This is a genomic window from Actinophytocola sp. KF-1 (assembly GCF_054661535.1).
In genome coordinates this window covers 155,996-172,021 of record NZ_BAAFVK010000005.1, presented here as the reverse complement: position 1 = coordinate 172,021, position 16,026 = coordinate 155,996, and the positions used below count along the sequence as shown (strand labels likewise).

Here is a 16,026-nt window from a genome sequence, read left to right as displayed (position 1 = left end):
GGATCCTTTCACTTGATGCCGGTGTGTGCGATGCCGGCGATGATGTGGCGTTGGGCGAGGAGGTAGACCACGGCGATCGGGACGATCGACAGGACGGAACCCGCCATGACGACGTCCCACTGCGTGGTGAACTGCCCGTGCAGGGTCGAGAGGCCGAGCGGCAGCGTCATGAACTCCGGCGAGCGGATCACGACCAGCGGCCACAGGAAGCTGTTCCAGCTCGCCATGAACGCGAACACGGCGACGGTGGCGAGCGTGGGCCGGATCAGCGGCAGCACGATCAGCGTGAAGATCCGCAGGTGCCCGGCGCCGTCGAGGGTGGCCGCCTCGTCCAGCTCGGTGGGCACGCCGGCGACGGCCTGGCGCAGCAGGAACACCCCGAACGCGGACGCGATGCCCGGTGCCAGCAGCGCGAAGTACGTGTCCTGCAGGCCGAACGTCTTCATCTCGATGAACAGCGGCACGACCAGCACCTGCAGCGGCACCATGAGCGTCGCGAGGTACAGGCCGAACACGGCGTTCTTGCCGGGGAAGGACAGGCGCGCGAACGCGTAGGCGGCCATGGCGCCGGTGACGAGCTGCAGTGCGGTGGCGGCGATCGCGATGCCGAACGAGTTCAGCATGATCCGCCACATCGGCACGGCGTCGAGCAGCGTCCGGTAGGCGTCCAGCGTCGGGTCGGAGACGAGCAGCGTCGGCCCGTCGGCGAGCGAACCCTCCGGCGTGATCGACGTGATCACCGTCCACAGGAACGGGAACAGCATCACGGCCGCGCCCACGAGGACGCTCAGGTACAGCAACGCTCTACGCATAGTGCACCCACCTGCGCTGGCCGCGGATCTGGACGACGGTGATCACGAGGATGACGGCGAACAGCAGCCACGACAGCGCGGACGCCTCACCCGCGCGGCCGTACCGGAACGTGAGGTCGTAGATCTGGCCGACCACCACCTGGCTCGCACCGCCCGGTCCGCCGCCGGTCATCACGTACACCTGGTCGAACACCTGGAACCCGTTGATCAGCGAGATGACCACCACGAAGAAGGTCGAGGGGGTCAGGAGCGGGAGCGTGATCCGCCAGAACCGCTGCCACGCGGACGCGCCGTCCACGACCGCGGCCTCCAGGAGGTCCTTCGGGATCGCCTGCAGCCCGGCCAGCAGGATCACCATGACGAAGCCGAGGTCCTTCCACGCGGACGCCAGGATCACCGAGACCAGCGCCCAGTCCGGGTCGGTCCACCAGCCCGGCTGCCCGAGGCCGAAGAACCCCAGCACCTTGTTGACCAGGCCGTTCGACGGGTTGAGCAGCCACTTCCACACCAGCGCCACGACCACCCAGGAGGTGACGACCGGCAGGAAGTAGGTGGCACGCAGGAACGCGCGGCCCTTCAGCTTCCGGTTGAGCGCCAGCGCGAGCCCGAGCCCGCCGACGTACACCAGCGGCAGGTAGCCCGCCACGTACAGCAGCGTGTGCAGGAAGACCTTGCCGGTGGCCGGGTCGGACAGCAGCGCCCCGTAGTTGGCGAACCCGACCCAGCGCATCGGGGAGATCAGGTTCCACTCGTGCAGGCTCACCCAGATCGAGGAGACCATCGGCACGATCGTGAACAGCACCAGCGGCACCGCGCTGGGCAGCAGGAAGAACAGCACCCAGCCGTAGTGCCGCCACGGCCTGCGGCGGGGCTTCGCGCGGCGGGCCGCCGGGGGAGTGGCCGTGACGGGTCTGGTCTGCACGACGGTCATCGGGCACCGGTCCCGAGCCGGTCGCGGACCATGCGGCTCTGCTCGCCGCCCGCGGAGTCGAACAGCGACGCCAGCACCAGCGACGCGGCACCGCGCGCCCACTGGTCCTCGGTCCACGGCTCGACCACGACCGGCAGCTCGCGGCGGGCGGGGAGCAGGCAGGCCCGCAGCGCGGGCTCGAACCCGGGCCGCCAGAACTCCCACTCGTCGACGCCTTCTCCCATCAGCACCACCACCTCGGGGTCGACCGTGTGCACGATCCCGGCGAGCGCGCGGCCGAGCAGCCTGCCCGCCTCGGCGTAGACGCTGCGGGCCACCGGGTCGCCGTCGCGGGCCGCCTTCGGCAGCGTCGCCAGCCTGCCGCGCGCCCCGACCACGCCCTGGGCCCTGGCCGCACGCAGCAGCCCGGCCGATCCGATGTAGGCCTCCAGGCAGCCCGTCGCGCCGCAGCCGCAGCGCGGGCCGTCCTCGCTGACCGGGATGTGGCCGATCTCCCCGGCGCCACCGGCGGCGCCCCGGTAGATCGAGCCGTCGATGACGATGCCGCAGCCGACACCCCGGCCGATCGTCACGACCAGGTAGGAGGAGTGCTCGCGGCCCACCCCGTACAGGCGTTCCGCCGCGGCGAGCGTGTTCACGTCGTTGTCCACCAGCACGGGCACACCGAGCCGGGTGCGCAGCGCGTGCCCGAGCTTGACGTCCTGCCAGCCGAGCGTCGGCGCGTCGACCACCCCGGACGCCTGCGCGTCCACCGAGCCCGGCACGCCGACCCCGACGCCGAGTACGGTGTCGTCGAGCGCGGCGGCGAGGATGTCGCCGATCGCGTCCCGGTCGCGCGGGTCGACGGGGTGCGTGGTCGCACTGCGGACCGAGCCGTCCAGCTCCACCGCGACCAGCGCGACGTGGTCGGCGGTCACCTTCGCGCCCAGCGCGACGCCGGTCCGCTCGACCAGGCCGAGCAGCGTCGCGGGGCGGCCGCCGCGGGACGGCACGGACGCCAGCTCCTCGATCAGGCCGCGGGACAGGAGGTCCTTGGTCACCTGGGTGACGGTCGCGGGGGAGAGGCCGAGTGACCGGGCGATCGCCGCGCGTGACGTCGGGCCCTGGGTGCCGAGCAACCCGAGGATCCCGGACGGCACCAGTTCGCCGCGGGGAGTCGGCCCGGACACGTTGACCACGAGGTTCCGCCTTAGTTCAGCACTAAAATTAGTGGCAAACTAAGCCTCCGCCCGACCGATGTCAAGCGCCTCCGTTCGGTCGATTGTCCGGCGCCCACGTGCGGGTTAATCTCGATGCAACGTACTTTCTTCGGTGACCTTAGTAAGGGTGCCCATGGCCGTGGCCCGCGCAGGGAGCAAGGCGTTGATCCGCGAGATCAACGCCGCGCTCGTGCTGGGCGAGCTGCGGACCACGCCCCTGCAGTCCCGTACCGACCTGGCGAAACGCACCGGGCTGTCCCTGCCGACGATCTCCGAGATCGTGGCGGAGCTGCTGTCGAGCGGGGTGGTCGAGGAACGCGCCACGGGCCGTTCCGGCGGCGGGCGGCGCCCGGTCCTGCTGGCGCTGCGGCCCGACGCCGGGTACGCGGTGGGCGTCAAGCTCACCGAGACCCGGGTGGTCGCGGTGCTCACCGACCTCGACGCGACGATCGTGGCGCGGGACGTCACGACGGTCGCCGACACCGCTGTGGACACCGTGGTGGCGGCCGTGCGGGACGCGGTCGGCAGACTGCGGGACGCGGCGGGCGGGCGGCCCGTGCACGGCGCGGGTGTCGGTCTCGCGGGTGTCGTGGACCGGACCAGCGGGGTGGTCCGGCACGCGACCTACGCGGACTGGCACGACGTCGACCTGGCCGGGCTGCTGAGCACGGCCACCGGGCTGCCGGTGGTGGTCGACAACGACGTGAACACCCTGGTGGCCAACGAGAAGTGGTTCGGCGCCGCGCGAGGCGTCGACGACGTCGCGGTGGTCTCGATCGGTCGCGGCGTCGGCCTCGGGCTCGTGCTCGACGGCAGGCTCTACCGCGGCGCGGGCGGCGGCGCGGGCGAGTTCGGCCACACGAAGGTGGCCGACGGACCGGAGTGCGCGTGCGGTGGCCGCGGCTGCCTGGAAGCACTCGTCGGCGAACCGGCGTTGCGTGCGCAAGCCACCGCGGCACTCGGCCGCGACGTCGACCTGGACGAGGCGGCGGACGCGGCACGAGCCGGGAACGCCGCGCTGGCAACGATCTTCGCGACCGCCGGGCGCCTGCTCGGCACGGCGGTCGGCAACCTGGTCAACCTCCTCAACCCCGCGCTGGTCGTCCTGGCCGGCGAGGGAACGCGGCACAGCGACCTCTTCCGGCCGGAGTTCGACCGGGCGTTGTCGCTGGCGGTGTTCGCCGGTCTCCGCCACGACCTGGAGACCGTCGTGGACACCTGGGACGACGAGGCGTGGGCGCAGGGTGCGGCCGGCCTCTTCCTCGGTGAGCTGTTCCAGCCCAACCTGCGGCGCGACGAGGCAGGCCGCCCGTCGCTCGTGACCCGGGGCTGACGCGGACCCCGGCACCGGCCGGGAGAAATGCGGTCAATCATGGTGAAACGCTGGCGGGCCGGGGTGTTCCTGGCCGTCGCGGTCCTCGTACTCGGCGTCGTCACCGCACCGGTGGCGTCGGCCGGGGTGCTCTCTGGCGTGTACCACGCGCCGTACGGGTTCGACGAGCTGTACGGCACGCAGCCGACCGAACGCGCGCCGCGCGACCCGATGGCCGGGCAGAACGTCGTGCTGAAGACGACCACGTGGCCGGTGTCCTCCGGCCAGACCGTGTGGATCACGTGGACGAAGAACGGCGTCAACCAGACCCCGATCGGCGCCGCGTGGGACTACAACAGCGGCAACAACACGTACTGGACGCTCAACATGGGCAGCTTCGTGCGCGGTGACAAGATCACCTACACCGTGCGCGCCAATGTGGACGGTGCGGGCGAGCGGACGATCGGCCCGTTCTCGTTCACCGTCACGTCCTGGAGCGGACCGTCCAACGTGACCGGGTTCGTCAACAACGGCACGTCCGTGGACGTGACCACCGGCGACACCGCGGGCAGCTTCACCCCGAAGATCCGCTTCGCCTTCCCGGCCGCGGACCGGTTCCGCACGCAGATCGCACCCTCCGGCAGCGGCCCGAACATCACCGGCTCGTCGTCCTACACGGTCACCGACAGCACCTCGACGCTGACGCTGGCCACGTCCGGGCTGCAGGTGAAGATCCAGAAGAACCCGTACCGGGTCGCGGTCTACAAGGCCGACGGGACCACGTTGATCGCCCGCCAGTACGACCCGGCGACGTTCCGCAACGTCGGCTGGGCGAGCGACGGCGCCACCACGGTCACCAAGATCGAGGACCACTGGTACACCCCGTCCGGGGAGCGGTTCGAGGGCTTCGGCGAGCGCTACGACGGGCTGAACCAGCGCGGCCGGGACGTGCACAACTACGTCTACAACCAGTACCAGGACCAGGGTTCGACGCACCGCACGTACCTGTCGGTGCCGTTCTTCACCAACTCCGCCGGCTACGGCGTCTACCTGCCGAGCACCCGGTACTCGGTGTTCAACCTCGCGACGCACCTGTCCGACATGGCCGGGTTCACCGTCGACACCTCGGGTGCGCTGAACTCGACCGCCGACTACTACTTCTACACCGGCTCCCGCGCGGAGATCCTCGACGACTACACCGCCACCACCGCGCGGCCCGAGCTGCCGCCGAAGTGGGCGTTCGGGCTGTGGATGTCGGCCAACGAGTGGAACACGCAGGCCGAGGTGATGGCGGAGCTGAACAACGTCACCACCAACAACATCCCGCACTCGGCCATGGTGCTCGAACAGTGGAGCGACGAGGCCACGTTCTACCTGTGGCACGGCGCGACCTACACGCCGAAACCAGGCAGCCAGGCACTGTCCTACGCGGACCTCACGTTCCCGCCGGGCACCGCGTGGACCGACCCGAAGGCCATGGTCACCGCCGCGCACAACCAGAACATCAAGGTGATCCTCTGGCAGATCCCGGTGCTGAAGCAGAACTTCGACACCAACCCGCCAACGGCGCCGCAGCAGCACGTCAACGACCGCGACTACGCCGTCGCGCAGGGCTACGTGCTCGGTGACGGCGCCGGCGGGCCGTACCGCGTGCCGACCGGGCAGTGGTTCGGCGACAGCACGGTGCCGGACTTCACCAGCACCGCCGCGACGAACTGGTGGATGTCGAAGCGCGCGTACCTGTTCGACGACGTGGGCATCGACGGGTTCAAGACCGACGGCAGCGAGGCCGTGTTCGGCCGGGGCGTCACCGCGGCCGACGGCCGCAAGGGCGACGAGCTGCACAACCTCTACCCGAACCTGTACACCGGCGCCTACGACACCTACATCGAGAACAAGACCGGCGGCACGGGTGTGCAGTTCAGCCGGGCAGGTACCTCGGGCGCGCAGGGCAACTCGATCTTCTGGGCGGGTGACCAGGCGTCCACGTTCGGCGCGTTCCAGGAGGCCGTCCGCGCGGGCCTGTCCGCGGGCCAGTCGGGTGTGCCGTTCTGGGCGTGGGACCTCGCCGGGTTCACCGGCAGCTTCCCGAGCAGCGAGCTGTACCTGCGGTCGACCGCGATGGCCACGTTCTCGCCGATCATGCAGTACCACTCGGAGAAGGCGAGCCCGTCGCCGTCCGAGGCCCGCACGCCGTGGAACGTGCAGGCCCGGACCGGGGACACCAGCGTGATCCCGACGTTCCGCAAGTTCGCGAACGTGCGGATGAACCTGATCCCGTACCTGTACACGGAGGCGCGGAACTCGGCGAACACCGGACTGCCGATGATGCAGGCGATGAGCGTCCAGTACGGCTCGGACGCCACCGCCGCCGCGCAGGACCAGCAGTACATGTTCGGCCGCCAGCTGCTGGTCGCGCCGATCACCACGCAGGGCGCGACGTCCAAGAGCGTCTACCTGCCCGCCGGTGAGTGGTACGACTTCTGGAACGGCGGCCGCGCGCAGGGGCCGGGCACGAAGACGTACTTCGCGGGCACCGACTCGATCCCGGTGTACGCCAAGGCGGGCGCGATCGTGCCGCTGAACCTGAACGCGAACTACCAGCTGGGCGGCACCATCGGGAACAGCGTCACCAGCTACCCGAACCTGACGTTCCGGATCTACCCGTCCGGCACGTCGAGCTACGACTACTTCGAGGACTCGGCGAACGCGACCCGCACGATCACCTCGACGGAGTCGTTCGGCACGCACACCGCGACGGTGAGCGTCCCGGCGCTCACGACGACGTCGACGCTGCAGGTCGCGTCGACCAAGCCGACCTCGGTGACCCGGTCCGGCACGACGCTGACGCAGTACGCGTCCGTGGCGGCGCTGACCGCGGCGACCGAGGGCTGGTACTGGGACCCGGTGCAGCAGCTGACGTTCGTGAAGTTGCCGAGCAGCGCGTCGTCCCGGTCGGTCGTGCTGAACGGCGTGGACAAGGCCGCGTACGAGGCCGAGTTCGGCACCAACGTCAACGTCTCCACCAACACCGACCACCCGGGTTACACCGGCACCGGTTTCGTGGACGGGTTCGCGACGTCCAGCGACTCCGTGACGGTCGACGTCAACTCGGTGAGCGGCACGCACAGTCTCAAGTTCCGCTACGCCAACGGTTCCGGGGCCACCGCCACGCGGACGGTCTACGTGGACGGCGTGTCCGTGGGCACGGTCTCCCTGCCCGCGACCGCCAACTGGGACACGTGGGGCACGGCGACGCTGTCGACGTCCCTCACGGCGGGCAAACACGCGATCCGGTTGTCGTACGACGCGAGCAACACCGGCGCGATCAACCTGGACAACATCACGGTGGCCAGACCATGAGACAAGCCATGAGAAGAATCCTGTTGGTTCTCACGCTGGTCGCGGCGGGACTGACCACGTTCGTGCCGCAGGCCTCGGCCGCGGTGCAGCGGGTCCAGTTCACCGCGGGCGGCAACTACCTGGTGGTCGAGTTCCTCGACGACGACCTGGTGCACTTCGAGACGGGCGTGGGCAGCGGCCCCGGCACGGGCACGCCGCTGTTCACGACCCGGCAGGTGTACAAGACCAACTACCCCGGCCCGTCGAGCCTCACGCAGAACGGCGGGATCCTGACCACACCGGGCATCCGGGTCGAGGTGAACACCTCCACCCTGTGCGCGGCCGTGTACGACACGGTGCCCACACCGGACCTGCTGCTCACCACGCAGTGCCCGCGCAACCTCACGCAGGCGTGGAAGGGCCTGTCGTTCACGAAGTCGTCCATGCAGCACGCGTACGGGCTCGGCGAGCAGTTCTTCATGGGCGGCAGCGCGGACGGCGACTGGGTCGGCCGCACCCGCGGCCCGGGCGGCACGTACGGCAACGCGATGATCTACGACACCGACAACGGCCCGGTCGGCAACGCGCAGATCCCGGTCCTGTTCGCGGTCGGCCCCAACAACGCGAACTACGGGCTGTTCGTGGACCAGGTGTACAAGCAGGAGTGGAACCTGACCGGCGACCCGTGGACCATGGACACCTGGGGCGACCAGGTGCGCTGGTACGTGATGTCCGGCCCGAACCTGCCCGACCTGCGCAAGGACTACCTGGAGCTGACCGGGAAGCCGCCCGTGCCGCCGAAGAAGGCGTTCGGGCTGTGGATGTCGGAGTTCGGCTACGACAACTGGGCCGAGGTGGACGCCACGCTGACCTCGTTGCGCACCAACCAGTTCCCGACCGACGGCGTGATGCTGGACGTCGACTGGTTCGGCGGTGTGACCGCCGGGTCCGACAGCACCAGGATGGGCACGCTCGACTGGGACACCGCCGCGTTCCCCAACCCGGCGACCAAGATCGCGTCGCTGGCGTCGTCGAACGGCGTCGGCGTGATCCCGATCGAGGAGTCCTACGTCGGGAAGGCCCTGCCGGAGCACACGAGCATGGCGAACTCCGGGTACCTCGTGCGTGCGGGCTGTTCGACGTGCGCGCCCGTGTACCTCACCGGCAACGACTGGTGGGGCCGCGGCGGCATGATCGACTGGACGCAGCAGGCCGCCGGCACGTACTGGCACAACACCCAGCGCGACCACCTCGTCGACGAGGGCGTCACCGGCCACTGGCTCGACCTCGGCGAGCCGGAGATGTACGACGGCAACGACTGGACCGCGGGCGTGCTGCCCGGCAAACACGCCCACGCCGACTACCACAACGTGTACAACCTGGAGTGGGCGCTGTCGATCCAGAAGGGCTACGCCGACAACGCGGAGACGAGAAGACCCTTCATGCTCGTCCGGTCGGGCGCGGGCGGCATCCAGCGCACCGGTGCCGCGATGTGGTCCGGCGACATCGGATCGAAGCTGACCGCGCTGGCACAGCAGCAGAACGCGCAGCTGCACATGTCGATGTCCGGTGTGGACTACTACGGCTCGGACATCGGCGGGTTCCGGCGCGAGATGCTGAACAGCGACCTGAACGAGTTGTACACGCAGTGGTTCGCGAACTCGACGTGGTTCGACGTGCCGGTGCGGCCGCACACCGAGAACCTGTGCAACTGCCTGGAGACCGCGCCGGACAGCATCGGCGACGTGGCGAGCAACCGGGCGAACATCGCGCGCCGGTACGAGCTGACGCCGTACTACTACTCGCTGGCGCACAACGCGTACACGACCGGTGACCCGCTCGTGCCGCCGCTGGTCTACCACTTCCAGAACGACCAGAACGTGCGCGAGATGGGCCACGAGAAGATGATCGGCAAGGACCTGCTGGTCGGTGTCGTGGCCGGGGCGGGCGAGCGGTCGCGGAACATGTACCTGCCCGCGGGCACGTGGTGGGACTACCACACCGGTCAGAAGATCGTCTCGACCGGACAGTGGGTGAACGACGTCCCCTTGTACCGCAACGGGAAGTTCACGCTGCCCGTCTACGCCAGGGCCGGCGCGATCCTGCCGAAGATGCACGTCGACGGCCAGACCATGAACGTGCTCGGCAAGCGCGCCGACGGGACGACGCGCAACGAGCTGGTGGCACGGGTGTACTCCGACACCACGTCCTCGTCGTTCACGCTGGCCGAGGACGACGGCGCGTCGACCGGCTACCAGACCGGCGCGAAGCGGACGACGCTGCTGAGCCAGTCCCGCAGCGGCTCGACCGCGACGGTCACGGTCGCGGCGTCGTCGGGCACCTACACGGGTGCGCCGTCGTCGCGGCAGAACGTGGTCGAGCTGGTCACGGACTCGCAGGCGTCGGCGGTCACGCTGAACGGCACCGCGCTGACCCAGCACGCGAACAAGGCGGCGTTCGACGCCGCCGCGTCCGGCTGGTACAACGCGGGCGGCAACGTGGTGGTCGCGAAGTCGGCGTCGCTGGCGGTCACGTCGGCGAAGACGTTCCAGTTCACGCTGGGCCAGGCGCCGGTGTCGGCCACGTTCACCTGCACCAACGGCACGACGACGACCGGGCAGTCGGTGTACGCGGTCGGCAGCGCGCCGCAGCTCGGCGAGTGGTCGGTGGCGAGCGCGGTGAAGCTGTCGCCGACGGCCTACCCGACGTGGAGCGGCACCGTGACCGGGCTGCCGCCCAACACGCCGGTCGAGTGGAAGTGCGTCAAGCGGCAGGAGGCGGGCTGGCCGGACACGGCCGACCAGTGGGAACCCGGGGCCAACACGGCGTTCACCACCCCGGCGACCGGCTCGTACGGCACGACGACGGGAGGGTTCTGATCACGGGGTGCGGAAGCCCCGGAAGGTGACGGCCTTCCGGGTGGTGAAGCCCAGCCGTTCGTAGAGGGCGATCGCACCGGTGTTCGCCTCCGCCACGTGCAGGAAGGGGCGTTCGTCGCGGGCCACGATGCGCGCGACGAGCGCCCCGACCAGCTTGGCGGCGAGGCCCCGGCCCCTGGCCCCGGGCGCGGTGCAGACGGCACTGATCTCGGTCCACCCTGGCGGGTGGAGCCGCTCACCGGCCATCACGACCAGGGTGCCGCCGTCGCGGACGCCGAGGTAGGTGCCCATCGCGACGGTCCGCGCCCAGAACGGTCCGGGCTTGGTGCGTCCGGCGAGGTCGAGCATCTCCGGCACGTCGGCCGCGCCCAGCACGACCACGTCGTCCACGTCCTGGGCCCGGCCCGTCCAGATCATCTGGCGGCCTTCCAGGACGAACACCGGTGCCCAGTCCGCGGGCGGTGTGGCGGGGTGGCTGAACATGTCGGCGAACGCGCCGGGCCCGAGCAGCTTCGCGAGGTCGGCCCACGCTTCCGGCCCGGTCAGCGAGGAGAAGGTCGCGACGTCCGGCTCGTAGGTGAGCGCGCCGCCGAGCGTGCGGGCGAGGTGCGCGTGGTGACCACGCAGCGACTCGCCGACGGGATCGTCGAGCACGGCGTACCGCAAACTACACACTCCGGGCGAGACGGGCGAAGGAGAACACGAGCACCGACGACAGTACCCAGCCCAGCAGCGTGGCGATGTTCAGGAACCACATCAGGAACTCGCCGCCCGGGGTGTGGGTGTCGGGGTACCAGGTGGCGCGCTGGCCCGTCGACACCAGCGGCACGACCGTGTCGACGGCGTAGAAGAACGCGTTGAAACACCGCACCTGGCCGTCGCCGCACGGGTCGGGGGACGGGCGGGACCGGGTGTCGGTGCTGTAGTCGCCCACCCGGTCCGGCAGCGCGCCCGGCGCGGCCGGACCCACCGGGCTCACGGTCACGAGCCTGCCCGTCGCGGTGTACACGTTGCCGCGCGGATCGGTCGCGCGCAGGGTCTCCGCGCTGCTCGGCACCAGCATCAGCACGAACACCGCCGCCAGCAGCGCCACCAGCGGCCAGCCCGCGCGGCCCGGCCGGTAGCCGTAGCCGAACAGGCTGTACAGCCGGTCCATCAGCGCCCACAACCGGATCCGCGGGCCCGCGCCCGCCTGCCGGGTCGCCGCGTGGCGGGCGTGCCTGCGCTGGCTGATCAGCACCTCCTCGGCCGCCGCGAGGTGCCCGTGCTCGCGGAACACCCGGGCCGCGTGCTCGTACGGCCCCGCCTCGAACGCGGTCTGCCGCGCCAGCCAGGCGATCCGTGGACCGGCGTCCCAGTTCGGTGGGCTGGTCGAGGTGAGCGGGCCGAACCGCTCGTAGGTGAAGCCCCGGATGAGGAACGTCGGCGGCCACGTGTCCGGGTCGTCGGCGAGCGTGGTGGTCTGGGCGCCGGTCAGGTTGACGCTCGGTGCGCACTCGGTCCACCCGAGGTACATGCCGCCGCGCGACACCAGGCCCTCGGCCTCGATGGCGTGGCCGTCCCGGTCGGTGAAGACGCCGCCACGCAGGTCGAGCCGGCCGCCGATGGTGGTCCTGGACAGCCGCACCTCGCCGTCGGAGGAGAACCCGGCGTCCAGCCGCACCGACCCGTTGATCGTCGCGTTGTGCAGGTACAGGGTGAAGCGTTCCGGGTTGAACAGGGTCGCGGCCTCGAGGTCGAGGTTGTTGCCCACCTCGGCGCCACGCAGGTCCACCGAGCCGCCCTCGGCACGCAGCCGCTGCGCCTCGACGTCACCGAGCACCCGGGCGCTGCGGGCCGACAGCAGCGGCCCCGCACCCGGTTCCGCCAGGTGCACGCCGCGGAGCAGCAGGTTCCCGCCGACCGAGGCGCCGTCGAGGGTGATCGACCCGCGCACGGTCACGCCGTCGGCCAGCTCCACCGACGACCGCAGGTCGGCGTTGCGCAGGTCCAGCGCGACACCGCCCGCCGCGTCGAGCACGCAGTCCCGCGTGACGTGCACGAACCCGAACTCGCCGAGCGAGAAGTCGACGCCGCCGCGGACGCGGCACGCCCCCTCGAAGCTGAGGCTGCCGTTGACGGCGGCCCTCGGCGCGCTGATGGCCGTGCCGCTGCCCCGGTGGCTCGCGTAGGGGCCGACCAGTGGCGCGGTGCCGATGATCTCGGCGTCCCGCACGATCATCTGGCCGCCGATCCGCGTGGCACCCATGTCGATGCGGCCCTCGATCACGGGCTTGCGGTTCGCGGCGTCCCCGATGAGGAAGACGCTGCCGCCCAGCGTCATGTCGGCGAGGTCCAGCGCGACGCCGTCCGGCCGGTGCACGCGCGCACCGGTCATGTCCAGCGAACCGTCGAGCTGCGCGCCGAGCAGCCGGACCTCGCCGTGCGCCTCGAACCCGTTGATCAGCCGGACCGTGCCGGCCACCCGCAGCCGGTCGGCGTGGATCGCGCGGACCCCGCCCGGGCGGATCCGGGTGGCGACGCACAGCAGCCGCCCGCCGATCTCGGCCTCGCACAGCCAGATCGCCGACTGCTTGGACGTGCTGACCGGCGTCCACAACGCACCGCCCACCACCGACCGGGACAGGTCGAGGTCGCGGGTCACGCGCAACCCGTTGGCCAGCAGGCCCTCCGACAGCTCGCAGCGCAGCAGCGCCAGCTCGTGCAGCTGCGCGCCGTCGAACAGCGGCGGCTCGGTGAACGCGCACGCCTCGAACCGCAACGGGAACGGGACGTCCATGCCGCTGAGGTCGAGCCGGCCCGCGATCTTCGCGTTCCGGATCATGAGCCCACGCGGGTCGACGTGTTCCGGTGACCGGCACAGGTCCCGCAGGTGCGTCGCGTCGACCGTCCGGTGCCGGAAGTCGCCCCAGCTGCCCGTTCGCGCCGCTCGCAGCAGCGTCCGCTTCATGACACCCCCTCGGGCCCGGCATGCGCACAGGTTGCCCGACTGTGCGATAACTCTCGTGCAGGGCAGTCGATCACGAGCCTCTCACGTCACCGTGCGTACCCTGGCCGCATGCGCACGAGGGGGAGTCTGCTCAGGATATTCGGTCTCTGCCTGCTCGCCGGGGTGCTCGTCGCCGGTACGTTGCTGCCGGTCGCCGCGGTCGCGGGGATGATGACGAACCAGGCCAGCGAGACGGTGGAGTCGCTCTCCGCCGAGCTGGCCGACGAGCCGCCGCCGCTGGTCACGACGATCACCGACCGCGACGGCAAGCCCATCGCGACGCTGTACGACCAGTACCGCATCCCCACCCGCCCGGAGGAGATCTCCGACGCAATGAAGTGGGCGCTGATCTCGGTCGAGGACCGGCGCTTCTACGAGCACCACGGCGTCGACTGGAAGGGCACCATCCGCGCGGCCCTCAACAACACCTCCGGCGGCGACACGCAGGGCGCGTCGACGCTGACCCAGCAGTACGTCAAGAACTACCTGATCAACGTCGTCTACCGGAACGACAAGGCCGGGCAGCAGCGGGCGCAGGAGGCGAGCATCTCGCGCAAGCTCGCCGAGGCGCGGATCGCGATCCAGCTCGAGACGACGATGAGCAAGGAGGAGATCCTCACCGGGTACCTCAACGTCGTCGAGTTCTCCCGCCAGGTGTACGGCGTCGGCGCCGCGGCCAAGTCGTACTTCGGCACCACGCCGGACAAGCTGACGGTCGCCCAGAGCGCGCTGCTCGCCGGCATGGCGAACAACCCGTCGATCTACGACCCGTGGAGCCACCCGGAGCGGGCGCTCGACCGGCGCAACTTCGTCGTCGACAAGATGGTGGAGAACCGCAAGCTGTCGAAGGAGGACGCGGCGGAGGTCAAGGCCGAGCCGCTGGGTGTCGTCAAGGACGGCCCGGACAAGCCGCCGGCCAACTGCGTCGGCGCGGGCCCCGAGAACGGTTTCTTCTGCCAGTACGTCGAGGACTACCTGATCGAGCACGGCATGTCCAAGGACGACCTCTACACCGGCGGCTACACGATCCACACCACGCTGGACCCCGCGGCCAACCACGCCGCCAAGGAGTCCGCGGAGCGGCAGGTCAGCAAGACGCAGGAGAACGTGGCGAACACGTTGTCGCTGGTCAAGCCCGGTAAGAAGCGGCACGAGGTGGTGGCGCTGGCCGCCAACCGGGACTACGGGCCGGACGCGGCCGCCGGGCAGACCGAGTTCGCGCTGCCGTCGGCCATCTCCAACGTGACCGGCGCCGGGTCCAGCTACAAGGTGTTCACCGCGGCGGCGGCGATGGAACGCCGGGTCGCGGGGATCTACGACACCATCCAGTCGCCCAGTTCGTACGTGTCGGACGTGTTCGTCGGCGGTGGCGAGCAGTGCCCCACCGTCGCGCAGGGCACCCGTGCCTACTGCCTGACGAACGCGAGCGAGGGCGGCAGCGGCGCCATGACGATGCAGACCGCGTTGCAGACGTCGCCGAACACCGCGTTCGTCATCCTGGAGGAGAAGGCCGGGATGGACGCCGTGCTCGACATGGCGAACCGGCTCGGGATGCGGAAGACCATGGCCTCGAACGCGGCGACCGGCGCCAAGCCGGACCCGAAGGGTGACAGCGCGGAGGCGCGGCAGAGCCAGCGGGAGTTCTTCGGCCCCAGCGAGAACTCCCCGGGCAAGGGGTCGTTCACCCTGGGTGTGAGCCCGACCAGCGGCCTCGAGCTGGCGAACGTGGCGGCCACCATCCTCAGCGGCGGCGTGTGGTGCCCGCCGACGCCGCTCGCGTCCGTGACCGACCGGAACGGCAAGCCGTACCCGGTGAAGGAAGAGCAGTGCGAGCAGGCCGTGCCGGAGGGCCTCGCCAACACGCTGGCGGTCGGGATGAGCAAGGACGACCTCCCCGGCGGTACCGCGGCGGCCGCCGCCGCGGAGGTGGGCTGGAACCGGCCGATGATCGGCAAGACGGGAACGACGCAGCACAACGGGTCGGCCGCGTTCGTGGGCGGTACCCCGCAGATGGCGGGCGCCGCCATGGTGTTCCGCCCCGACCGCCCGTTCGGTGGCCTCCACGACGGCGGGCCCGGGAACGTCGCCGCCACCGAGGGCGACTCGGGGAACATGTTCGGCGGGAAGACACCCGCGCGGACGTGGTTCGGCGCGATGAGCAAGATCCTGGAGGGGGAGGTGGCGCTGCCCCTGCCTGCCGCCGATCCACGGTATGAGCGGATGAACTGAGCGTTCTTCCGGGTTGCCGCGGGTTTTCCTGTGGTTTCGCCGCCCGGGGATGACCTCGCCGGACCGTCGACCAGCACGTCCCGTGCGACCACCCGCATGCCGGGGTAGCGGGCGGTGGCCGCCTGCCATGCCGCCTTGCCCGCCGCGAAACCGCCGCCGCCGAGCGGGTGGCTGACGAAGCCGGGGGGCGTGCGCCCCGACGTCACCGCCGACGAGGTGATGGCGCCCACCTCGCGGAGATCATCACCGACGGTCCGCGACCACGATCGTGAAAAAAGTCGTGCCGGGTTGTCGAGAACGCCGGACCGGCTCCGTCCCAGGGGCACGAGCGGC

General features: G+C 70.6%; 9 protein-coding genes. 4 read left to right on the top strand and 5 right to left on the bottom strand.

What is annotated here, in order from left to right:
• Positions 1-8 precede the first annotated feature (8 nt).
• Genes ACYQ77_RS16830 through ACYQ77_RS16820 form a run of 3 tightly spaced genes read right to left on the bottom strand, consistent with a single transcriptional unit; the run spans position 9 to position 2,921 of the window.
• Positions 9-812, bottom strand: a complete 804-nt coding sequence (locus ACYQ77_RS16830; protein ID WP_459712266.1) for a carbohydrate ABC transporter permease — start codon at positions 810-812, stop codon at positions 9-11.
• On the bottom strand, positions 805-1,743 hold the full coding sequence (locus ACYQ77_RS16825) for a carbohydrate ABC transporter permease (protein WP_459712264.1): 939 nt from the start codon (positions 1,741-1,743) through the stop codon (positions 805-807). The genes ACYQ77_RS16830 and ACYQ77_RS16825 overlap by 8 nt, the downstream gene beginning before the upstream one ends.
• Positions 1,740-2,921 carry an ROK family protein gene (locus tag ACYQ77_RS16820; RefSeq protein ID WP_459712261.1) on the bottom strand — a complete coding sequence of 394 codons (1,182 nt, stop codon included), beginning with the start codon at positions 2,919-2,921 and terminating at the stop codon, positions 1,740-1,742. The genes ACYQ77_RS16825 and ACYQ77_RS16820 overlap by 4 nt, the downstream gene beginning before the upstream one ends.
• 133 nt (positions 2,922-3,054) lie before the next feature.
• On the opposite strand from ACYQ77_RS16820, the gene ACYQ77_RS16815 reads away from it, so the two are divergent.
• From ACYQ77_RS16815 to ACYQ77_RS16805, 3 genes are read left to right on the top strand one after another with little or no spacing between them, the layout of a single operon-like run.
• Positions 3,055-4,275, top strand: coding sequence for an ROK family protein (locus tag ACYQ77_RS16815; RefSeq protein ID WP_459712259.1), 1,221 nt, complete (start codon positions 3,055-3,057; stop codon positions 4,273-4,275).
• Positions 4,276-4,314: 39 nt separating this feature from the next.
• A complete protein-coding gene (locus ACYQ77_RS16810; RefSeq protein ID WP_459712256.1) occupies positions 4,315-7,617 on the top strand; it encodes a TIM-barrel domain-containing protein in 3,303 nt (1,100 codons plus the stop codon).
• Between the two features lie 8 nt (positions 7,618-7,625).
• Positions 7,626-10,475 carry a TIM-barrel domain-containing protein gene (locus tag ACYQ77_RS16805; RefSeq protein WP_459712254.1) on the top strand — a complete coding sequence of 950 codons (2,850 nt, stop codon included), beginning with the start codon at positions 7,626-7,628 and terminating at the stop codon, positions 10,473-10,475.
• Here the strand turns inward: ACYQ77_RS16805 and ACYQ77_RS16800 are convergent, their stop codons facing one another.
• The gene (locus ACYQ77_RS16800) at positions 10,476-11,129 is read right to left on the bottom strand and encodes a GNAT family N-acetyltransferase (protein WP_459712252.1); all 654 of its coding nucleotides are present in this window, start codon (positions 11,127-11,129) and stop codon (positions 10,476-10,478) included.
• 13 nt (positions 11,130-11,142) lie between these two features.
• Entirely contained in the window at positions 11,143-13,425 is a 2,283-nt protein-coding gene (locus ACYQ77_RS16795; protein WP_459712251.1) for a bactofilin family protein, read from the bottom strand.
• A gap of 108 nt (positions 13,426-13,533) precedes the next feature.
• Here ACYQ77_RS16795 and ACYQ77_RS16790 point away from each other — a divergent pair, with 108 nt between their 5' ends.
• A complete protein-coding gene (locus ACYQ77_RS16790) occupies positions 13,534-15,693 on the top strand; it encodes a transglycosylase domain-containing protein (RefSeq protein WP_459712249.1) in 2,160 nt (719 codons plus the stop codon).
• The last annotated feature ends 333 nt before the right edge of the window (positions 15,694-16,026 follow it).